At 44.9% G+C, this 21,073-nt stretch carries 15 protein-coding genes; 8 read left to right on the top strand and 7 right to left on the bottom strand.

Annotation, left to right across the window (positions count from 1 at the left end; genetic code table 11):
• Nucleotides 1–9 precede the first annotated feature (9 nt).
• From AC1F2U_RS10490 to AC1F2U_RS10470, 5 genes are all read right to left on the bottom strand, one after another.
• The gene (locus AC1F2U_RS10490) at nt 10–585 is read right to left on the bottom strand and encodes a xanthine dehydrogenase family protein molybdopterin-binding subunit (RefSeq protein WP_480261045.1); all 576 of its coding nucleotides are present in this window, start codon (nt 583–585) and stop codon (nt 10–12) included.
• Nucleotides 586–651: 66 nt separating this feature from the next.
• Nucleotides 652–966, bottom strand: coding sequence for a hypothetical protein (locus AC1F2U_RS10485; RefSeq protein WP_480261044.1), 315 nt, complete (start codon nt 964–966; stop codon nt 652–654).
• A 163-nt stretch (nt 967–1,129) separates the two neighbouring features.
• Nucleotides 1,130–1,594: a YbhB/YbcL family Raf kinase inhibitor-like protein gene (locus AC1F2U_RS10480; RefSeq protein ID WP_480261043.1), complete on the bottom strand. Its 465-nt coding sequence runs from the start codon at nt 1,592–1,594 to the stop codon at nt 1,130–1,132.
• Between the two features lie 40 nt (nt 1,595–1,634).
• Nucleotides 1,635–2,747: an L-dopachrome tautomerase-related protein gene (locus AC1F2U_RS10475; RefSeq protein ID WP_480261042.1), complete on the bottom strand. Its 1,113-nt coding sequence runs from the start codon at nt 2,745–2,747 to the stop codon at nt 1,635–1,637.
• 303 nt (nt 2,748–3,050) lie between these two features.
• Nucleotides 3,051–5,480 carry a glycoside hydrolase family 65 protein gene (locus AC1F2U_RS10470; RefSeq protein ID WP_480261041.1) on the bottom strand — a complete coding sequence of 810 codons (2,430 nt, stop codon included), beginning with the start codon at nt 5,478–5,480 and terminating at the stop codon, nt 3,051–3,053.
• Nucleotides 5,481–6,211: 731 nt separating this feature from the next.
• Between AC1F2U_RS10470 and AC1F2U_RS10465 the strand changes: the two genes are divergently transcribed.
• A complete protein-coding gene (locus AC1F2U_RS10465; protein WP_480261040.1) occupies nt 6,212–7,252 on the top strand; it encodes an SDR family oxidoreductase in 1,041 nt (346 codons plus the stop codon).
• A gap of 275 nt (nt 7,253–7,527) precedes the next feature.
• On the opposite strand, the gene AC1F2U_RS10460 is transcribed toward AC1F2U_RS10465, so the two are convergent.
• Nucleotides 7,528–8,874 carry a glutamate-cysteine ligase family protein gene (locus tag AC1F2U_RS10460; protein ID WP_480261039.1) on the bottom strand — a complete coding sequence of 449 codons (1,347 nt, stop codon included), beginning with the start codon at nt 8,872–8,874 and terminating at the stop codon, nt 7,528–7,530.
• 349 nt (nt 8,875–9,223) lie between these two features.
• On the opposite strand from AC1F2U_RS10460, the gene AC1F2U_RS10455 reads away from it, so the two are divergent.
• The 3 genes from AC1F2U_RS10455 to AC1F2U_RS10445 all read left to right on the top strand — a co-directional run bounded on the left by AC1F2U_RS10455 (nt 9,224) and on the right by AC1F2U_RS10445 (nt 17,233).
• On the top strand, nt 9,224–10,234 hold the full coding sequence (locus AC1F2U_RS10455) for an alpha/beta hydrolase (protein ID WP_480261038.1): 1,011 nt from the start codon (nt 9,224–9,226) through the stop codon (nt 10,232–10,234).
• A 358-nt stretch (nt 10,235–10,592) separates the two neighbouring features.
• A complete protein-coding gene (locus AC1F2U_RS10450; protein WP_480261037.1) occupies nt 10,593–16,586 on the top strand; it encodes an AAA family ATPase in 5,994 nt (1,997 codons plus the stop codon).
• Complete coding sequence (locus AC1F2U_RS10445) at nt 16,583–17,233, top strand: response regulator (RefSeq protein ID WP_480261036.1); 651 nt, start codon at nt 16,583–16,585, stop codon at nt 17,231–17,233. The genes AC1F2U_RS10450 and AC1F2U_RS10445 overlap by 4 nt, the downstream gene beginning before the upstream one ends.
• Here the strand turns inward: AC1F2U_RS10445 and AC1F2U_RS10440 are convergent.
• Nucleotides 17,230–17,367, bottom strand: a complete 138-nt coding sequence (locus AC1F2U_RS10440) for a hypothetical protein (protein ID WP_480261035.1) — start codon at nt 17,365–17,367, stop codon at nt 17,230–17,232. The genes AC1F2U_RS10445 and AC1F2U_RS10440 overlap by 4 nt on opposite strands.
• Before the next feature lie 242 nt (nt 17,368–17,609).
• Between AC1F2U_RS10440 and AC1F2U_RS10435 the strand changes: the two genes are divergently transcribed.
• The 4 genes from AC1F2U_RS10435 to AC1F2U_RS10420 all read left to right on the top strand — a co-directional run bounded on the left by AC1F2U_RS10435 (nt 17,610) and on the right by AC1F2U_RS10420 (nt 21,028).
• The gene (locus AC1F2U_RS10435) at nt 17,610–17,738 is read left to right on the top strand and encodes a hypothetical protein (protein ID WP_480261034.1); all 129 of its coding nucleotides are present in this window, start codon (nt 17,610–17,612) and stop codon (nt 17,736–17,738) included.
• A gap of 368 nt (nt 17,739–18,106) precedes the next feature.
• Nucleotides 18,107–18,259 carry a hypothetical protein gene (locus AC1F2U_RS10430; RefSeq protein WP_480261033.1) on the top strand — a complete coding sequence of 51 codons (153 nt, stop codon included), beginning with the start codon at nt 18,107–18,109 and terminating at the stop codon, nt 18,257–18,259.
• A 221-nt stretch (nt 18,260–18,480) separates the two neighbouring features.
• Complete coding sequence (locus tag AC1F2U_RS10425; protein ID WP_480261032.1) at nt 18,481–19,419, top strand: NAD-dependent epimerase/dehydratase family protein; 939 nt, start codon at nt 18,481–18,483, stop codon at nt 19,417–19,419.
• Between the two features lie 52 nt (nt 19,420–19,471).
• Nucleotides 19,472–21,028, top strand: a complete 1,557-nt coding sequence (locus AC1F2U_RS10420; RefSeq protein ID WP_480261111.1) for a GMC family oxidoreductase — start codon at nt 19,472–19,474, stop codon at nt 21,026–21,028.
• The last annotated feature ends 45 nt before the right edge of the window (nt 21,029–21,073 follow it).

Genomic DNA, 21,073 nt, shown 5'->3' with positions numbered 1-21,073 from the left:
GCACCCTTGTTACAGTAGCTTATCTAATGTAATGGGCAGATCGCGAATCCGTTTGCCTGTAGCGTGATAGACGGCGTTGGCGATCGCGGCGGCAGATCCAACTGTGCCAATTTCGCCAATACCCTTGCTACCAATCGGGTTGAGATGCAAAGCTTCCTCCTCGACAAAAAAGGCATCAATGGGGGGAATATCGGCATTCACCGGAATTAGGTACTCAGCGAGATTCGAGTTCACAATTCGTCCCGAATGCGGATCGACAACGCTCTGCTCCATCAATGCCATGCCAATACCCCAAATAATTCCGCCAATCAGCTGGCTGTGGGCAGTTTTGGGGTTAACGATCCTTCCGGCAGCAAATGCGCCGACATAACGAGTGATTCGCAGTTCGGCTAATCCTGGATGGAATTGTACCTCGGCAAAATGTGCGCCGAAGGAGTAGTGAGTAAATTTCTTGGTTTCTTCATCAGGCTGAACCTGTTCCTGTGCTGAAATCGATTCCATTTGGTGCTGCTGCAAAATTTCTACATAGGTCTGTCCCTGAGTAGGATTGTCCTTGAGATAGCAACGCCCATTATCGAATGGCACGCTTGAAAAGCTGAAAGCTCGTCTGGGCTATCTTGTAGGGGGTAGGGTGTTGGGTGTAGGGAAAAATCAAGAAAATTTTATATGAGTGGGGATAGAAATAAATTTTCTCCTCACTACACCCAACACCCGACACCCCACACCCAAAAGCCTGATATATAAGGGGTTTGCCGTTATCAAGCGTGCCATTCCACCATGATCCTGGGCATATTCCTCCAATGTATGGACATTAAGAAATGTAGTGGGAGCGATAAACTTGTTGTTTGATGCACACAGATGCCCTACTGCCTCGGCGCTGGCACGTTTGGGATCGTATGCGATCTGCATATACTCCTTAACAAGCTCAATGTTTTTGTGCTCTTGCGGTGTGTAGTTATCTCTCATCTCTCCCATGCTTGCACCCTCCTTGGATTTCTAGAACTATCTATATAGATTAGGACTTACGCAAAAATTGCTAAAAAGCTTAATTTATCGAACCGCCATCGCGTAGCGTCTCGTTAGAGAAGAGCGCCGAGAATTCGTAGAGTGTGCGTAAGTGCTATAGATGTCAGGACTCATAGACTCCAACCAGCCGCGCTTGCTCGATCGCATGGTCAGCGATCGCATTAAGTAGTTCTTCACGGTTGATATTTGGCTTCAGGTCAAGCTTTGCATCTAGGGCATATAACCAGAAATAGTAATGGTGAGGCCCGTGCCCTTTTGGTGGAGCAGGCCCGGTATACCCTGGCTGATTGGTACTGTTCATACCTTCAGTAAATTTGCTACCACCCCCCTCGGCAATCTGGTTAACCGTTGGCGGAATCCCATAGATTAGCCAGTGAGTAAACCCCTGTGGTAGGGGCGCATCTGGATCGTGACAGATGAGTGCTAATTGCTGGGTTCCGGCTGGCAGTCCACTCCATTCCAAGGGAGGTGAGATGTTTTCACCGTCGCTGGTATACTGTTTCGGGATACGCTCAAGAGAAGTGAATGCAGGGCTGTGAATCCGTAAATCTTTGATATTCAACGCCATTATGTATTTCCTTTAGCAACAATCACTTGCATTGAAGAATTTATCGCAGCAGCACAGGTTGAGCATTAATGCGAATGCGGAAAAGACTATAAGGCTTCTGACGTAAATCGCGGCCCTTTTGGTAGCTTGCTTGACGGTGCAACTGGTTGGCTGTGACGTAAAGATAACCGTCTGTTGCTACTGAAAGGGTATCAGGCCAAAGCAGGCGATGATCGTGTACTACCGTTTCCCAGGCTCCATCAGGATGACGACGCAAAATTGCATTGTGTTCATAGTTCGTCGCGTAAATATATCCAGCTGCATCTGATTCGAGTCCATCTGCACCGCCGCCTTTATCCCCCTCATCAATTACTGTTGCAGCAACAGCACCATCGTCGATCGCTCGATCTACAAGTGCGTCAACGGCAACGCTGTAGAGACGACGACTGGCAAGCGGACAGTAATACAAACGCGATCCATCTGCACTAATGGCAATTCCGTCTGACCCCATTTTGACGGGTTTGGTTGACCTATCTGGTTGACGTTCCATGAATGGGCGACCCTCAACTACAGGCAGAAAGGTGGATAGTTCTTCAGCTTTTGTGGAAGGATAATCGTGTAGCTTGCGCCAACTTTCACCCGATGCCAAATCTACAACAATAATCCCATTTGCGCCTCGATCTGATGAATCGGTAATGAATGCTGTACCCTCAGCACCGCGCCGCAAATCAAACCGGACATCATTAAGGTAGGTTGTTGGCAATGCTACATCTTGGGGAAAAAGAATCGTTTTGATGACTCGATCGCTTGTTAAATCAACACAAACCAGCTTGGGGCCGCCGTACTGCGTCGGTTGGAACATCGGACTACCAGTATCGAGAATCCACAGGCGATCGCGAGGGTCAACCACAACACTTTGCACAGATACTAGCGTTTCTGCAAGGTTATCTGGGTTCGTGCGATTAATTACCTCATTGGGATAAGCCACCGCACGACCATCTCGGATTTCTGCCACCGTGAATTCAACTTCATCGCCCCATTTAGGAAAGTTGACAAAGATGCGTCCTTGATGAGATACCGTTACACCCGTTGGCATAGCACCGTCAAAGTGGGCAACTGGCTCCAGTGTGCCTAATGATTCATCTGTTGGAAGCTTCTGCAATTGACTAACCATAGCATTTTTTCTTGTGTGCGATTACTTCTTAGCTAATATCAAAACAGTAGTTTTACGCTATTATTTATTTTTGATAGTATTCACTACAACGATTCTGATATTGCCCTGAATTTTTGTTTTTAATGAGTCTGCAAAATGTCACCTAGTTCCTCAAAAGCTTGAGCCGATTACAAGCTTTTAACTCTTACCATCCTACGGAAGCAGTTGGGCGTAGGCGCAGCCCGCCGTAGGCATCGCGTCTTCCTAGTGAAAGAGAACAACTGTGTATTTGAGAGTCATTAATAGAACGTCTACCTCTCAAGTTCAATGGCTCTTAACTGAAGAAATCGAATCTAGCAGGTTAATAGTAATTGAAGTCCCAGGTTGTAAATCCATCACATCACCCCAGCAAATAATTTGGACGGATGATGAGTTAATTGGCGATGCTATTACATTTAGATTACTATCGATAACTTCAATTTCTAAATCGTTCCCTTGATGCTGAAGGCTAACGCGAAATCGGTTTAGTGAAGTTGGAAGGCACGGATCGAGACAAATTTTACCACCGTAAGCGTGTAACCCAAGGTAATGGTGCTGAAGGAGATGCAGTGTGCCTGCCATTGCTCCCAAGTGAATGCCATTTTTTGTCTCTTCACTACTTGCCCCCGATAAATCGGCAAACAGTGTTTCCATGAATAGCTGCCAGGATTTTTCGCGATCGCATCTGGCAACTGCTCCAGCATACACAAGTCGGGAAAGGCTGGACTCATGCACCGTATGCTGGAGATGATGAGCGATCGTCCTCTGCATTTGTGTGCGATTAAAGGAATAACCATTCCGCTCTAGTAATTTTGTCAATTCTGCTTCAGACAGTAAGAAAAACAGCATCGCGGTATCTGCTTGCTTGCTAACCTGATAGCGATTGACATCATCCCCTTTTGCCTCCAAGATTAAATTCACCTGCTGATTATAGAATGGCTGCACATCAAATTCTTGCAAGCGATCGAACCCTTCGTACTGGCTTAAAATACCGTCGTCGTCAAAAACTACGTGCATCTTTCGGCTCACAGTATCCCAATGGTTGATTTCTTCTTGGCTCAGGTTGAGGCGAGTGTAAAATTCACGACAACACGAAGGTGGCAATAGATCGAGGACTTCCTGTGTTTTACAGAGCGTCCAGACTGCCATGACGTTTGTGTAAGTATTGTTGTTGATGCCGGGAGTTTCGGCATCTAGATAAGCGGTATGATATTCATCTGGCCCCATTACCCCGCAAATTTCGTAGCGATCGCAGTCAGGATTATAGGTGGCAATACTCGCCCAAAAGCGGGTAATCTCAACCATCATCTCTGCCCCGTAGTCCATCAAAAAGGCAAGATCGTTCGTGAGATTGTAGTAGCGCCACAGATTACAGGCAATGATAGCGTTAATGTGATGCTGCAAGTTTGTGCGATCGCGCATCCAATGTCCTGAAAGCAGGCTGAACTGAAAACGGGGTGTTTCTTCACGCCCCGTACTGGCACTGCGCCAGGGAAACATTGCCCCTTTGTAACCGTGTTGACGGGCGAGAATTTTTGCTGCACTGAGGCGACGGTAACGATATAGCAGCATTGATCGCGCGATTTCTGGAAAGCGACAGGCCAGAAACGGTAGCACAAAGGTTTCATCCCAGAAAATGTGTCCGCGATAATCCTCCCCGTGCCACCCCCGCGCCGGGACTCCCACATCTAAATCTGCTGTATGAGGCGAAACTGTTTGCAGGATATGAAAGATATGCAACCGTAACGCCCGTAAATTTTCCACTGGCTCAAGCTCAATATCACAGCGCATCCAGAGCCGTTTCCAGGCACATTGATGAGCAGTTAGCAGTTCGGCAAAGTTGGGAGCATCCTGGATTGCCTGCCTTGCTGCTTCAGCACTTTCGGCGATCGCGTGGTCACGAGAGGTATAAAGGGCAGCAATTTTCTCAATTTGGATTGCTGCACCTCGATCGACCTGAAGCCGTAACTGCTCGCTAATTTGTGCAGTTTTGCGATCGACAGTTCGGGACTTTACTTCATGGCTATCCACAAAAACACGGGTACGGGTTGCCACAGCTATCTCGATTCGAGACTGCTTGGTTCGCACCATCAACCAGATGCCCTCTGGTTGAATGGTTCCAGTTGTTAATGGCTCCAAATGTTGCTGATTATAGGGTTCGTAGCGTTTGACATTGTTGTTCGTCACCCCTCCGTCGATCGCTGAACAAATTTCCAGTTCACCCGACCAGTTTTCGGCGGTTAGCTGAAGTTGCAATCCGGCAAGGTGGGGTTGAGCCATACTGACAAACCGTTGCTCGTGCAGTTTAGTTTGTCGTCCCTGCGGATCGCGAAATTGTATCTCACGATGTAGAACCCCGCCTTTGAGATCCAGCGTTTGGCGGTAAGTTAGAATTTCAACTGCATCAATAGAAAACCAGTTTCCGCCATCAATGCGAAATGTTAGCGGCAGCCAGTTGGGTAGATTGACAAGGGATTCATCCTCGGACGCTTCACCTTCAATACAAGTAACTAAGCGGTTATAAAGACCTGCTCGGTAGGTTCCAGGGTAGTGGATCTCGTCGGCTGTCGCCTCGATCGCTGCCGCACGAGTGACAAAATAGCCGTTACCCACCGCACAGAGCGCTTCCCGATGCCCTTCATCCTTTGGATCGTACCCGTCAAAAACAAGGCTCCAGGCATCTTTGGAGTCGTAAGTGTTGTTATGAGAGAACATAAGCTCCCTGACTCATGATGTCTTGTGTTTTTAGATTCGACAGGAGATTGTCAGCCGCCAGACTGCGAAGACAATCTCACTAGTTGGATTAAAGCCTTTTGTATCAATACAAGCATCTAGCTTAAGTTCACTTCCAAGCACCCGCGATTGCAAACTGCTCTTTATACCAATTCAGATTTAAGCCAAAAGGTAGGGCAATTCTTTGAGTCTTGCATTTACGCTAAAGAAGTCTTTAAACCGAATTTTATAGCTTTTACTTTTTGACTTTTTCTAATGTCAATTGTATGGTCATCTGCTTAACCGTCCATTGCTTATTATCTTGCCTGAAATCACCCCATTCCCCATTTCTTAATAATGGCGATCGCTCCTAGTGATAGATAAAGCACGAAATCGCTTCAACAACTAAAAGTTGAATACAACTATATATATCATCTAGCTAAAGTTTTGTATCCAAGTCTTATTAAGCATTACTTTAGATAGGTTTGCCATGAGGTAATTCTCAATTTATTTAAATGCATTTGTATTCGGAAACACACAGCAATAATTTACAACTAATCTCATTCTGTAGTTAGAGGTTGGGTAAAAGAATACATAGTTAATTATTAAGTAGCAAAAATAAAGAATCAAACAACACGGATAAGAAGCATTACCTGCCCTGACATTTGCGGATCTGCCGAGAACCTACTTTCAAATCAATTCAGTAGAGCGAAATCCAAGTCAATAAACTCAGTATGGAACAAAAAAATATCTTCAAAAAAGCCTCACGTCGTCAAGTTCTCGGTGGACTATCTATTGGCGTTGTCGCAGCACAAACGGTACCAGTCTTCGCACAACAAACATCTACCCCAGCAAATCGACAAGTGACACCTAACCAGGAAACACCCAACCAATCTGTCAAGCAGAACCCAGTTAAGCAATATCCGAGTCCGCCCTTTTCGCAACAACCGCAGGAGCCACCCGGTCTTGCCAGTAAAATGATCCCGCGACCCGATCACGGTGAGAAAAGTTATGAGGGTTCTGGACGGCTAGTAGGACGCAAGGCGCTTGTCACAGGCGGGGATTCTGGTATTGGTCGGGCAGCAGCGATCGCCTTTGCGCGTGAAGGTGCTGATGTTGCGATCAACTATCTGCCTGCTGAGGAGCCAGATGCCCGTGAAGTTATCCAACTGATTCAGGCAGCAGGACGCAAGGCCGTGGCGATTCCTGGCGATATTCGGAACGAAAACTTCTGCAATCAGCTTGTCGCTAATGCCGTGCGCGAACTCGGCGGACTCGATATTCTGGTCAATAATGCTGGTAAACAACAATCTGTTGACTCGATTCTCGATCTCACAACCGAGCAGTTCGACTCAACGTTTAAGACCAACGTTTACGCGATGTTTTGGATTACCAAAGCTGCTGTGCCGCACCTCAGTCCCGGTGCAAGCATCATCAATACCTCCTCAGTCCAAGCTTATGACCCTAGCGAGAACCTGCTCGACTATGCCCAAACCAAGTCGGCGATTGTCGCCTTTACCAAGTCACTGGCAAAGCAGCTTGCGAAAAAGGGTATCCGTGTGAATGCGATCGCGCCTGGGCCTTATTGGACACCGCTCCAGGTTAGCGGCGGTCAACCGCAGAGTAAAATTGAGAAGTTCGGCGGTGACTCACCGATTGGACGCCCCGGACAGCCAGCAGAGCTTGCTCCCATGTACGTACTCCTTGCCTCACAGGAATCAAGCTACGCTACCGGGCAAGTGTTGGGCGCATCGGGTGGAAGCGGGAATCCCTAATACCCAAGCAGCAATGCAGCAATTCACATGAACTGGTATCCGATCGAATTAACTACCGATCATGCATAGTGGTTTTGTACTCGCTGACTACCGGATTACAGCAGCCAGCATTTACAGTGATTTATGCAGTTGCCATTGACATTTGCTGACAAGATTCAGCACAGCGACGGCACATATCAGCATCGTAAGTTGTAATCCCAATCAATGGTTTTCGAGATTTTCTACTCATCTTGATGCTATTTCACTATTTCGTCTAGCAGTTTTGTAAAATTCGATTAATGCTGCTGTAGCAATAATCCTTCATCAGTATCCAAAGCTGCGAGGGGATTTTCTATATCTATCGATGAAACAATAGCTTCTAGCTTGTCACAACTTGAGCGCACTAAACGCAAACCGGCATCTAATGAAAGTTGAGTAGTTGTTGGGGTAAACTCTTGCAAGATGCTGGCTTCTATCGTCTGATACCGATCGAGGTTTCTGCTGAGTTTTGCCAGAAAATTTGCTCCTTCGCCACCAACAGCGCTGGCAAACTGCAAAATGGAATCGACGTAAGCTCTAACTTTGGGGTTTTTAATTCCTTCTGTAGCTGAGGCTAAGAGCAATTCCCCATTAAGATATTCAAAATCTGGTACATACAAGCGATTGCCAACTAGTTCAAATATCTGCATTCCTTTAGATGGTCTTACTGTTAACTTCTCGTGCCTAACTCGATCGGCCAATTTTTCCAGCAATGTAATCACGAGTAAAATTACAGAGGGAAAGTTGCTATCTATACATCTGATTTCTACTGTGCCGAGTTTGTTGAGTCGAACTGGATTCCAAGCTGACTTGAGTAAGCTAACTCCTGCTTCTTTGAACAGGTTCGGTTGAATTTCGGCTTTTTCCATCGCTTGCAGCCAAGCATAATAACGAGCGAACTGCTGCTCAACTAAACCCTCAACACTTTCGGCATAAGGCATGAGTCCACCGACAGGTTGTAAATTAGTATAAACTCCCTCCCAACCGAAGGTTTCGCTACCTCGATAACGAATTGTATGTGCGGCTAATCCTAACGCCTGTCCTTCATAAAAGGGACACGCCCGCGTTAGAGAAATAAGTACCGAGTCGCAAGCTGTAGCTAAATTATAGATATTTAATAGTTCTTCTCGCTCAATTGATGTCGAGTTGTAGGATACTGCAACACGAGGATCAATTACCCCAGGCGGGACTTCCAAATGCAGGTGTGTACCTGTACATTTTCCGGCGTGCAAAAATTTTGAAATGCCGACAGTCTGCGCTTGGATATGGTAATTAGGGCGATCTCGCATAACTGGCATAGTAGGCAAAGGATAGCTAGACAGAGGGTAAAGGCGTAAACCCATCTGTTGCGCTACAGAGATCGCCAATTTGAGATTTTTGAGATAAACTCTAGCCAGTTCCTTGGCAGTGTCGGCAGGAGGTGTGTTAATTTCTACCATGCTTTTAACGAACTCTGCCACAAAGTAATTTGGGTTTAAACCTTGTGCTTGAGCTTTGAAGTGACAACTCTTTAAAAACTCATCGGCGCGATCGCTCAAGCTACCAGCTTCGTCTACCAGAAAAAATTCTTGCTCCAGACCGATACGACGCTTGACTATCGCCATTTAGACCTCCACAAGGGTTAATCTCGCCACAGTCTTAATATATGTAGCTTAAAGGATAAAGTTACCGCAAGACAAAACCTCAAGCAAAAGGGCAGGGATGCATTCTGTAGCCGACTGCGAGACAGCATGGAACACACTGAATCCGGCTTCAATTTGAGGTGCGATCGAAATGGGTTGTAAATACAGATAAAGCGATCTAGTTCTATGCCTGGATTGACAAAATACTTGATAAATAGGTGGTCTTATTCCACTATATTAGTGAGGTGCTTGACTTTTGGCAGTTTACTAGTTTTCTGAATTTACCAGCCTACTCTGTTTTTGCAACAAAACTACTCTTAGTACAAAAACTATGCTATTTGTTACAAATCGTGTACTGAATGAAGGGCCAACTCATGTAAATCCAGACGGTTCTTTTGATGTACCTCGAACAATTAGTTTTACGATTTCAAATAATCAGGCTGAACAATCTGTCTATTTCTGCCGACGCAATGCTAAAGGTGACTATACCGAAATTGGAAATGAAGCTTTTTTTAATGAATTGAAGGCGGCAAATGTTCAGCAGATCCTGCTATTTTTACATGGCTTTAATAGTTTGCCTGAAGATAATGTATTTCCGAAAGTAGAAGAACTTCAGGCTTTGTTCGAGCAAAAGGCTGGTAATTTTATTTTGGTTATCCCACTCATTTGGCCCTCAGACAATGATTTTGGTATTGTTCAAGATTATTTTGATGACCAAAAAGCAGCCGATGCCAGTGATATGGCCTTTATGCGTTTATTTGAGAAGTTTTTGACATGGCGTGAAGACAACAGCACTTTGGACGATCCCTGCATCAAAAGGATTAATATATTAGCTCATTCGCTAGGCAATCGAGTGTTACGAGGTGCTTTCAACCGTGCGGTTCAGTACTATCAAATGCGGGCAGTACCTCTGATCTTCCGCAATACATTCATGGTTGCAGCCGATTTAGTCAACAACGCACTTGAAGCTAATCAGGAGGGTCAGTTTATTCCTCAAGCTTCGCGGAATGTAGTGGTTTATCATGCCGCAGATGATTTTGCTCTGCGCTCTAGTAAGGTCGCAAATGGTATAGGTAATTCAATTACTTCTCCTCGGCTTGGACATACTGGTCCAGAATGGATTGACAAAGTAGCTAGAAATGTTTATGCACTTGACTGCGCGGATTTCAATAATACTTACGATTCCCCACTTGGTCATGGCTACTTTGATAAGGATGAAAATGGTAATCCTGGCTTACTGTTCGACCATATATGGGAATGCATTGAGACTGGAAGAGTGCCGATAAATTCACCTAATGCTCGCACGCAAATCCTGAATAGTAGGTTTTGGCAAGCAACGTAGTTCCATTCAAGTCTCAAACAATGAAAGTGATTTACTGTTTGTTCAAAAAGTGTTAACAAATTTTAGGTTATTAGTCGATAGCCTGGAACAACCAATATATTGTTATTTATGGCTTTAAACTATCAGTAACTATCTCAAACCCTTATGATTACGTTTTCACGTAAATATCAAAGCTGAGTTTTAAAGCTTTGAACAATATGGCTTTGTAGCTTTCGGACAAGTCTATTGTTGAACTTTTTTATTGCTCTACAATTTTTATTGCTCTACAAGTATACAAATTTTGATCGTTATCATTAAAATAAATCGCAAACTGTATAATTGGCAATGCGGCTCATGATAATTATCGAAAAAGATCGCAATGATTGCCCTACCTGGAATTGCCATCCAAAGCAAAATCTATGAGAGTTCGGCATCTCTGGTGTATCGGGCGATCAAAGTGCAAGATAATCGATCGCTCATCGTCAAGATGCTAAAGCTTGATTATCCCTCTACCCAAGAACTGACTCGCTACAAACAAGAATATGAAATTACCCGCTCCCTCAAGCTGCAAGGAGTCATCAAGGCATACAACCAGCAGGAATATCAACGCACGCTTGTAATTTTATTAGAAGACTTTGGTGGAGAGTCTTTAGAACAATGGATGCACAAGTGTCCAGAGACTTTCTCCCCCATGCCCTTATCTACTTTCTTCCGGCTTGCCATTGACCTCACAGACATTTTAGGCAGAATCCACGCAGCTGATGTGATTCATAAGGACATCAACCCCGGCAACATTGTCCTCAATCTACATACTGGTGTTGTAAAAATCATTGACTTTGGGATTGCCACCCGCTTTAACCGCACGAATCCAACTTTCAAAAGCCACTATGCTTTAGAAGGAACTCTCCCCTACCTGTCTCCAGAACAAACTGGGAGAATGAATCGTTTGCTCGATTACCGCACTGATTTCTATTCGCTGGGTGTGACCTTTTACGAACTGCTAACCGGACAACTGCCTTTTCCCACAACGGACATTCTTGAACTAGTCCATTGTCATATTGCTAAACAGCCACCTCCACCTCATGAATTGAATGCAACAATTCCCAAAGCAGTTTCAAATATAATTATGAAACTGATGGCAAAAAATGCCGAGGATCGCTATCAAAGTGCTTGGGGAATCAAAGCAGATTTAGAAATTTGTACCGAGCAATTAACAGAAATTGGTAAAATTGATAATATTCAACTGGGTCTGCAAGACATTCAAGATCGGTTTCAAATTCCTCAAAAACTCTATGGAAGAGACAAAGAAGTTGCAATGTTAATAGCGACTTTTGAGCGCGTTGCTGCTTCACCAAACCATGCAGAAAATCTTTCAGAACAGGAACAAAATAGCAACTCAACATTCCCAGTCGAAATGATGTTGGTATCTGGCTATGCTGGAATTGGGAAATCAGCGTTAGTGCAGGAAATTTATAAACCAATCACCCAAAAGCGGGGCTATTTTATATCTGGGAAGTTCGATCAATTTCAGCGCAATATTCCCTACCGTGCGATCGCAGATGCTCTGCAAAAATTAGTACAGCAACTACTCGGTGAGTCAGACGAGCAAGTGCAGCAGTGGCGATCGCGTCTGCTTGCAGCTTTAGGAAACAACGGACAAATCATTATTGATGTCATCCCAGAAGTTGAGTTAATTATTGGCAAGCAGCCACCTGCACCGGAAGTTGGTGCAACTGAAACTCAAAATCGCTTCAATCGGATTTTTCAATCGTTTGTACGGGTGTTTTGTTCCAAGGAACATCCCCTAGTAATTTTTCTAGATGATTTGCAGTGGATAGACTCAGCAACGCTAAAGTTAATCGAGTTGATGCTGCTAGATGAGCAAATCCAATCTCTATTTTTAATTGGAGCATATCGAGATAATGAGGTAAATTCAACGCATCCACTGGCATTAATGCTAGAAAGACTGCGAAAACAAGGAGTAGTTTTTCAAGAAATTATCCTGACACCCTTAACGCTGGAACCGTTGAGTCAGTTAATTGCCGAGACGCTACATCAAAATACTGACACTGTTCATTCTTTGGCTGAGTTAGTGCTGCGTAAAACCGAGGGTAATCCTTTTTTTGTCAATGAATTTTTGAGAATGCTGTATAGCGAAAATTTGTTGACCTTTGACCCCCCTCAATCCTCCATTAGTAAGGGGGGGTGGCAATGGAACATTGCTCGAATCCAAGCCCAAAATATTACCGATAATGTGGTGGAATTAATGCTGGTCAAGTTGAAGAAATTACCAGAGTCCACACAGCAAATTCTGCGTTTAGCTGCTTGTATTGGGGGTGAATTTAATTTAGATGTTTTATCGATTGTTTGCGACCAATCACCTCAATTAGTTTTTTTAGAATTACTCGCAGCCATACAAAATGGATTAATTCAACCCCTATTTGAATTAGATGAAAACTTGTTAATTAAAGAGCATAAGTTTCTCCACGATCGCGTACAGCAAGCAGCTTATGCTTTAATTGATGAGGCGCATAAACAAGTTGTTCATTTACAAATTGGTCAAAATCTGCTGACAAAAACCTTGCCAGAACAACTATCAGAACGAATATTTGAAATTGTCGATCATCTCAATCATGGAATTGAGCTTGTTACTGAGCAATCCGAACGCAATGAAATTGCGCGATTAAATTTAATCGCAGGTCAAAAAGCAAAAGCAGCGATCGCCTATCATGTCGCCAAAAAATATTTAGCTACAGGCAGAGCATGGCTGGCAGCTACCAGCTGGCAAACTAGTTATCACCTGATATTAGAGCTATATGTAGAAACTACAGAAGTAGCATATTTGTGTGGCGATTTTGACCAGGTAGAATATTGGGTGGCGATCGTTGTGCAATCAGCCAAAACTGTTCTCGATATCGTAAAAGTTTACGAAGTCAAAATTCAAACCGACATGGCGCAGAGCCAGCCATTGAAAGCGATCGATACTGCATTGCAAGTTTTGCAGCAACTAGGGATCAGTTTTCTTGAAACACCAAGTAAGTCATATATTCAGCTTGAGATAGACACAATTACATCACTTCTTGGTGAAAAGTCAATTGGAGACTTGAGCCATTTACCAGAAATGACCGACCCGGACAAGTTAGCAGCAATGCGAATTTTATCAAGCATCATGATTGCTGCCCAAATAGCTGCTCCTGATTTGATGCCGCTACTAGCATCGAAACAAGTCAACTTGTCAATCCAGTATGGCAATGCCTTTACTTCTGCTTTTGCATACGCCAACTTTGGGCTAATTCTTTGTGGGATGGTTGGAAATATCGAATCTGGCTACCAATTTGGACAGCTTGCTCTGAGGTTGTTGTCGCGGTCTAAGACCCATGCACTCACAGCTAAGACATTTTTCATTGTATATGTCTTCATTATCCACTGGAAAGAACATATTAGAAAAACATCCCAGCAATTACCAGAAGGTTATCAAAGTGGGCTAGAAACTGGAGATTTAGAGTTTGCTGCCTATTGCGCTCATACTTATTGCTTGCAATCCTTTATCGCCGGAAAGGAACTCGTGGAACTTGAATGCGATTTGAGAACCTACGGTGAAGCAATCCATCAAATCAAACAAGAAACACCACTCGCCTGGAATCAAATATTTCAGCAGTCTGTCTTAAATTTGATGGGACGCTCGATCAGTCTAACGAGTCTAATTGGCGAAGCTTACAATGAAGGGAATAGACTGCCACAGGATGAAACAGATGGAGCCGTAATTTTTCTAGTACATTTCAACAAACTTTTCCTATGCTATCTATTTTATGAGTATTCTCAGGCACTTGAAAACGGGAGCAAAGCACAAAGACATTTACTCAAAGCAAGAGGGACAGCGCTTTATCCTTTGTACTACCTTTATGACTCTCTGGCAAAGCTAGTAATATACCCCGAAAGCAGCGCTCAAACGCAAGCGGAAATCCTCAAAAATGTTGATGTTAATCAAGAGAAAATAAAGGAGTGGGCTAATTATGCGCCAATGAATCATTTGCATAAATATCACTTAGTACAAGCAGAGATTGCAAGAGTTTTAGGTCAGTTATTAGAGGCAGAAGAATTCTACGAACAAGCAATTCTTGGAGCTAGAGAAAATGGATATATCCAAGAAGAGGCATTAGCTTATGAATTGGCTGCAAAACATTATTTGGCACGAGGTCGGGAAAAGTTTGCCCAAACATATATGAAGGAAGCTCATTACTGCTATGAGCGTTGGGGAGCAACTGCAAAGGTCAAAGATTTAGAAACTCGCTATTCGCAGCTATTTACTCAGTTATCGAACGTAACTCACACATTAATTCCCAAAGTTTCTAAAACTACTTCTAACAACTCGGACATTGCTTTTGATTTAGCGGCAGTACTCAAAGCCTTACAAGCGATTTCGAGTGAAATTGAACTGGATCGATTGCTCAGTTCTTTGATGAAAATCTTAATTGAAAATGCTGGCGCACAAACCGGATTTTTAATTTTGGAAAATTTAGGAAAATGGGCGATTGAGGCTGCTTGCGAACTAAACGATCTTGAAAACGTCTGTACTACGCGAGTGCTGCAATCTATCCCAATAGAAAATCGTCTTCCCGAATCAATTATTAATTATGCGCTCCGGACTCATGAATCTGTGATTTTAAATAATGCCACTCGTGAAGGTAATTTTATAAATGAGCCATATATTCAACACAACCAAACTCAATCAATCTTCTGTTTGCCACTGCTGAATCAAGGTAAGCTTGTCGGCGTATTGTATCTAGAAAATCAATTGGCAACTGGAGCATTTACACCAGAGCGATCGCAAGTTTTGCATCTGTTATCAACCCAAGCAGCGATCGCCATTGAAAATGCCAAACTCTACTCCAAACTACGGAAGAGCGAAAGTCAGATGGCTCAATTCCTGGAAGCAGTGCCGGTAGCAATTGGAGTCGTAGATACACTGGGTCGCCCTTGCTACGCCAATCAACAGGCAATTCAACTATTGGGCAAAGGGATGATTCCTGGTGCAACACCAGAGCAACTAGCAGAAATTTATCAACTTTATCTAGCGGGGACAGAGCAACCATATCCCATTGAGAACTTGCCAGTGATGCAGGCGTTGAAAGGCGATCGCACGAGAATTGACGATTTAGAAATTCGCCAAAATAATGCGATCGTTCCAGTTGAAGGGTGGGGAACTCCAGTATTCGACGAACAGGGCAATGTGATTTATGCGATCTCAGCTTTTCAAGACATCACCGAACGCAAACAAGCAGAGCAATTGCTAGCAAATTATAATCGTACCTTAGAACAACAGGTAGCTCAACGAACAGCCGCTTTACAGAAAAGCGAGGCAGAACTGCGCGAGCGAGAACAGGAATTAAGATTGATTACCGACGCTCTCCCCGCTTGTATCTGTTATATAGATACAGATCGGCGCTATCGATTTGCCAACCGAACTTATGAGGACTGGTATGGCTGTAGTCGAGATGAAATTCTGGGTAAGCAGGTTCGTGAAGTCATGAGTGAAGCAGCTTATGAAATTATTGAACCGTACATCAATCGAGCGCTAGCAGGGGAGATTATAACCTATGAGGCAGAAATCCCTTTGCCGTTGGGCAAAAAGTCTGTTGCTGTCACCTCCATCCCCGATTTCGATCTCAATGCTCAGGTGAGAGGATACTATGGTCTGATTACAGATATTAGCGAACAGCGAAACGCTGCACTGCGCGAACGCAAACGTGCAGAAGATGCATCAATCCTGGAAGAACGCAACCGTATGGCGCGAGAAATACACGATACACTAGCTCAAGCTTTTACTAGTATCATTGTTCACTTAGATGCCGCCTCCCAGCGCCTCAAGCTCGATCCAGATGCCGCCCAGTCACACCTAAAAACAGGGCGCGTTTTGGCGCGTTCTGGGCTTGCCGATGCTCGCCGCTCGGTAGAAGCACTCCGCCCGCAGATATTAGAAGAAGGGGATTTGTATAGCGCCCTTGAACGATTCGGGACTCAGATGTTTTACCTTACACCCGTTCGGGTAGTTTGTACCACGATCGGCGAACCATATCCTTTACCGAATGAAGTCGAAGTGAATCTGCTTCGCATCGGGCAAGAGGCGTTAACCAATGCTTTTAAGTATGCAAATGCGAGCGAAATCTGCGTTGAGTTGCGGTATGAGCTATCACAGTTCGTCTTGCAGATCGAAGATAATGGTCAAGGGTTTGAAAGCAGCAGCCTGTCTATCGGTCGGGGCTTTGGGTTACTGGGAATGACCGAACGCGCCCAACGCATTGGAGCAGAATTGACGATTGTGAGTCACCTTAGACAAGGTACAGAAATTGTAGTGAGAGTACAAATGCCATGACGCACCGCTTAACCGCTACACCTGACTCCTCTGCGATCCGCATCTTGATTGGCGATGACCATCCATTTATGCGAGAGGGTCTAACAGCCGTACTCGATTATAAACCGGATATGACCGTAATTGGGCAAGCTTGCAACGGTTACGAAGCAGTAGAATTGTTCCGCCAACATCAACCCGATGTTACATTAATGGATTTGCGAATGCCTGAACTGAGTGGCGTTGACGCGATCGCTACCATCTGTGCTGAGTTTGCCGAGGCTCGGATTATTGTCCTGACAACCTACGACGGTGACGAAGACATCTATCAGGGACTGCGAGCCGGCGCAAAAGGCTATGTCTTAAAAGATGCAGAACCAGACGAACTACTGGCAGCAATTCGGGCAGTTCATAACGGTCAGCAGTACATTCCTCCTGCCGTGGGAGCAAAACTGGTAGAGCGGATGCGGAGTCCAGAACTAAGCGATCGCGAGTTGCAAGTGCTGCGCCTGATGGCAACGGGTAAGAGCAACTTAGAGATTAGCATTGCCTTGGGTATCGCTGAGGGAACGGTCAAATTTCATGTTAAAAATATTCTCAGCAAGCTGGCAGTGAGCGATCGCACTCAAGCGATGATTGTTGCTCTCAAGCGCGGCATTATTAGGCTTTAAAAATTTAGCTCTAAAGTTATCACCTGCTCTTGAAGATAGGTTATTTCTAGTCCTAAGAGGCAGGCGATCGCTATCCCTATTGCTAGTGTAAAAACTTCTCGCAGGGGATGTGACAAAGTAGGAGCAATTTCCATATTCTCAGAATCAATAAACGATATTCAATTTCTTACTGTTTTTTCCAGCATTTTCATCACCAAGATGCTAACGATGAGTCATATCATGTCCGCTTGATTACTTACTAAACCCCAAGAACCCCACCCCGCCAAAGCTACGCTTCGTCTCCTCTCCCGAAGAGCGGGGTGGGGTGCAATGATTGTGGAAATCATAACTAATTACCCGGACTTGATATCAGACAAGTAATGGTGACAGACTGCTCATGCCAATTTCAGAACACGATCGTACCCAAGGAGGAATGGATGCGTCAGTAATTTTAGTGGAATACGGTGATTATCAATGTCTTTCCCCGCATTTCTCACAAGCTTATGAAGCGTTTGATAATGAGTAATAAGTAATGGGTAATGAGTAATAAGTAAAAGAGCAACAGGCGCAATCCCAGTGCAAGAACTTGTACATTCTTACTCACTACTCATTACTCCTTACTCACTACTCATTACTCCTCCATTCGAAGTGTGGTGAGAAATCCGGGTTTCCTGTGGTGAAGTTAACAGGATGATTCAAGAGATTCATGTGTAATGCGAAGCGTAAGATATGGATATGTTGGGAAATGGGGTAATCCCTCGCCATTGGCGCTGAAGCAGTAACACCTAACCAGGCTTACTCAATGAGGAAAAGATGCCAATGAACGCTCTAGAAATTGTCAAGCAGGCTTAAATTGACCTAAACGAAAAAGATATTCCTGATTATTTTTCTCTGATGTCTCCTAATGTCGAGTTCTATCAAACTGAAGAACTCCCTTGGGGCGGTCACTATCGTGGCTTTGATGAAAGTAAGGTTTTTTTCTCGAAGTTTTCTCCACTAATTGATTCGACCGTCGAAATATCTCGCTACATCCAAGCTGGTGAGTAAATAGTTGCGATCGGTAAGACGAGTGGCGTAGCAAAGCTAACTGGAAAAAAGTGCAGTTGTAACTTGGCTCACATTTGGACAGTCAAGGAAGCAAAAATTGTTCGGTTAGAAGTTTACATCGACACTGATGCAATGAAAACCGCACTGACATCAGCCTAACAAGTTGGTTTAATTCGTCTTATTTATAAAATGTTTCACAGGTTTTAACAGGAGGTTCACAGATGAAGATTTTTGTCGCAGGGGCAACGGGAGTGATTGGTCGTCCGCTAATCGCGCAATTGCGCGGCCTAGGTCATGATGTAGTTGCATTGACCCGTTCTTCAGAAAACGCGCAAACTTTAGCCGAACAAGGTGTAGAACCTGCGATCGCAGATGTATTTGATGCTGATGCTGTCAAAGCGGCTCTCGTTCGCGTTCAACCAGAAGTAGTGATTGAACAACTCACCGCTCTACCCAAAACCTACACTGGCGAATCAATGAGTGCTGCCGCACCATTCAACCAGCGTATTCGTTTAGAAGGGGGTGCTAATGTGTTGGCAGCAGCACAAGCGGCAGGCGTGCGCCGTTACCTGAGACAGTCGATCGCATTCTGGGGGGTTCCCGGTACTGGATTGGCAGATGAAGAAACACCGCTATCCTTGGATGCTTCCCCCGCAGTTGCGGCAGATGCACGCACAGTCACCGAAATTGAGCATCGCCTCCTTGAAACGCCCAATCTAGAAGGGATTGCCCTGCGGTATGGCTTCTTCTACGGGCCTGGTACTTGGTTTGCTGCCGATGGCGATGCTGCAAACCAGGTGCGACAGCAACAGTTCCCAATTGTCGGGAATGGGGAAGGTGTATGGTCATGGTTACACGTTGAAGATGCAGCGATCGCTACAATTGCGGCAGCAGAACGAGGCAATCCTGGCATTTACCTGATTACGGGCGATCGCCCCTTAGAAGTGCGCGAGTGGCTCCCAGCTTTTGCTCGTTGGTTGAATGCGCCACCACCTCCCCAGATATCAGTTCAAGAGGCTCTAGAAATAGGTGGTGCGGATGCTGTTTACTACGGTACTCAAATGCGCGGCGCATCAAACGTCAAGGCAAAACGCGAACTGAATTTTCAACCGCGACCTTTGGAATGGCTGGTTGGAAATGCTGTCGCTCATGCCAGTTAGGAATTTTAGCAATCAGCAAACTGCGACAGATAATCAAGGAGGAGAAATCATCATGACTTACTATGACTATATTGTGATTGGTGCTGGGTCGGCAGGCTGCGTGGTTGCTAACCGTCTGACCGAAGACCCTGACACGACTGTGCTATTGCTCGAAGCGGGCAATCCAGATACAAAACCAGAGATTCACATTCCGTTGGACTGTACAACTCTACTTGGCACCGAGGTGGACTGGGGATACTTCTCTGAACCAGAGCCGTATCTCAACAATCGCCAAATCTTTTGTCCTCGTGGTAAAGTCTTGGGGGGCAGCAGTTCAATCAATTTCCTGCTTTATGTCCGAGGGAATCATCACGATTACGATCGCTGGCAGTCATTAGGCAATCCTGGTTGGAGTTACCAGGATGTATTGCCCTATTTCAAGAAATTTGAAAATCAGCAACGCGGTGTCTCCGAATACCACGGTGTAGATGGCGAGTTGAGTGTCACCGATCTGGTTGCTCCTGCCACAATATCTCAACAATTTGTAGAGGCAGCATTAACGCTGGGTTATGACTACAATCCTGATTTCAATGGCATCCAGCAGGAAGGAGCAGGGCCATTTCAATTGACGGTCAAAGATGGGAAACGGCATAGTGCTGCGGCTGCCTTCCTCCTGCCGATTCTCGATCGCCCCAATTTGACTGCAATGACTGGAGCTTGCGTAACTCGGTTGTTATTTGAAGGAACTCGCGCCGTTGGAGCAGAATACCTGCACAAAGGAATACTGCACCAGGCCAGGGTCGATCGGGAAGTGATTGTTAGTACAGGCGCATTCGATTCGCCCAAGTTGCTGATGCTGTCAGGCATTGGAGATGCAGCACAATTACAAGCAATGGGGATTTCTGTTGTCGTTGATTTGCCCGGTGTCGGTCAAAATCTACAAGACCACATTGTCGTTCCTATTCCATACGAAGCAACTGGTGATTTACACACGGCAATTACCAGCAATGGCATCGCCGAAGCTGTATTGTTTTTGCATAGCGAAGGTAATTTGGAAACTGCGCCGGATTTAGAGCTGATCTTCGGCCCGATTCTGTGGGCGCCTCCTGGCGATGCCAACTCTTTAGGCTTCACAGGTCTGGTCATTTTGACTCATCCTCAAAATATTGGCAGTGTCAGTTTGCGTTCGCCGGATGCCAAAGATGCACCAATGATTCGATTGAACTATCTGCAAAGTCAATCCGATGTGAAAAAGCTAATTCAGGGAATTAAATTAATGCGCCAATTATTTCATACCAGTGCCTTCGATCCGTTTCGAGGTCGGGAAGTTGCTCCTGGTGCCGACGTTCAGAGTGATGCAGCACTCGAAGCTTATATCCGCAACGTTTGCGGTACGGTGTTTCATCCAATCGGCACTTGTAAAATGGGAACTGACTCTATGGCAGTTGTAGACCCCGAACTACGGGTACATGGAGTTCAGGGGTTGCGTGTCGTTGATGCTTCAATCATGCCAACTGTAATTACGGGACATACGAACGCGGCCAGTATGATGATTGGCGAAAAAGCAGCTGCTTTAATTAAAACAGCAGGTAGCTTTTCAAAGCAAGCACAGAAAGCAATTGCCAACTGACCGGAAATAAAAAGGTACAGGGCAAGTAAATTTATTTATCGGGTT

The sequence above is a fragment of the Nostoc sp. LEGE 12454 genome (assembly GCF_056620565.1).
Note: the sequence above shows the minus strand (reverse complement) of the source record. Positions and strands in the feature narration are given on the sequence as shown.

Excerpts from the sequence above, each read along its gene's own strand:
- AC1F2U_RS10420 (WP_480261111.1), top strand. The coding sequence starts at position 19,472 with ATGACTTACTATGACTATATTGTGATTGGTGCTGGGTCGGCAGGCTGC.
- AC1F2U_RS10440 (WP_480261035.1), bottom strand. The coding sequence starts at position 17,367 with ATGGAAATTGCTCCTACTTTGTCACATCCCCTGCGAGAAGTTTTTACA.
- AC1F2U_RS10455 (WP_480261038.1), top strand. The coding sequence starts at position 9,224 with ATGCTATTTGTTACAAATCGTGTACTGAATGAAGGGCCAACTCATGTA.
- AC1F2U_RS10435 (WP_480261034.1), top strand. The coding sequence starts at position 17,610 with ATGCCAATTTCAGAACACGATCGTACCCAAGGAGGAATGGATGCGTCA.
- AC1F2U_RS10480 (WP_480261043.1), bottom strand. The coding sequence starts at position 1,594 with ATGGCGTTGAATATCAAAGATTTACGGATTCACAGCCCTGCATTCACT.
- AC1F2U_RS10470 (WP_480261041.1), bottom strand. The coding sequence starts at position 5,480 with ATGTTCTCTCATAACAACACTTACGACTCCAAAGATGCCTGGAGCCTT.
- AC1F2U_RS10485 (WP_480261044.1), bottom strand. The coding sequence starts at position 966 with ATGAGAGATAACTACACACCGCAAGAGCACAAAAACATTGAGCTTGTT.
- AC1F2U_RS10445 (WP_480261036.1), top strand. The coding sequence starts at position 16,583 with ATGACGCACCGCTTAACCGCTACACCTGACTCCTCTGCGATCCGCATC.
- AC1F2U_RS10425 (WP_480261032.1), top strand. The coding sequence starts at position 18,481 with ATGAAGATTTTTGTCGCAGGGGCAACGGGAGTGATTGGTCGTCCGCTA.
- AC1F2U_RS10430 (WP_480261033.1), top strand. The coding sequence starts at position 18,107 with ATGTCTCCTAATGTCGAGTTCTATCAAACTGAAGAACTCCCTTGGGGC.
- AC1F2U_RS10450 (WP_480261037.1), top strand. The coding sequence starts at position 10,593 with ATGATTGCCCTACCTGGAATTGCCATCCAAAGCAAAATCTATGAGAGT.
- AC1F2U_RS10460 (WP_480261039.1), bottom strand. The coding sequence starts at position 8,874 with ATGGCGATAGTCAAGCGTCGTATCGGTCTGGAGCAAGAATTTTTTCTG.
- AC1F2U_RS10465 (WP_480261040.1), top strand. The coding sequence starts at position 6,212 with ATGGAACAAAAAAATATCTTCAAAAAAGCCTCACGTCGTCAAGTTCTC.
- AC1F2U_RS10475 (WP_480261042.1), bottom strand. The coding sequence starts at position 2,747 with ATGGTTAGTCAATTGCAGAAGCTTCCAACAGATGAATCATTAGGCACA.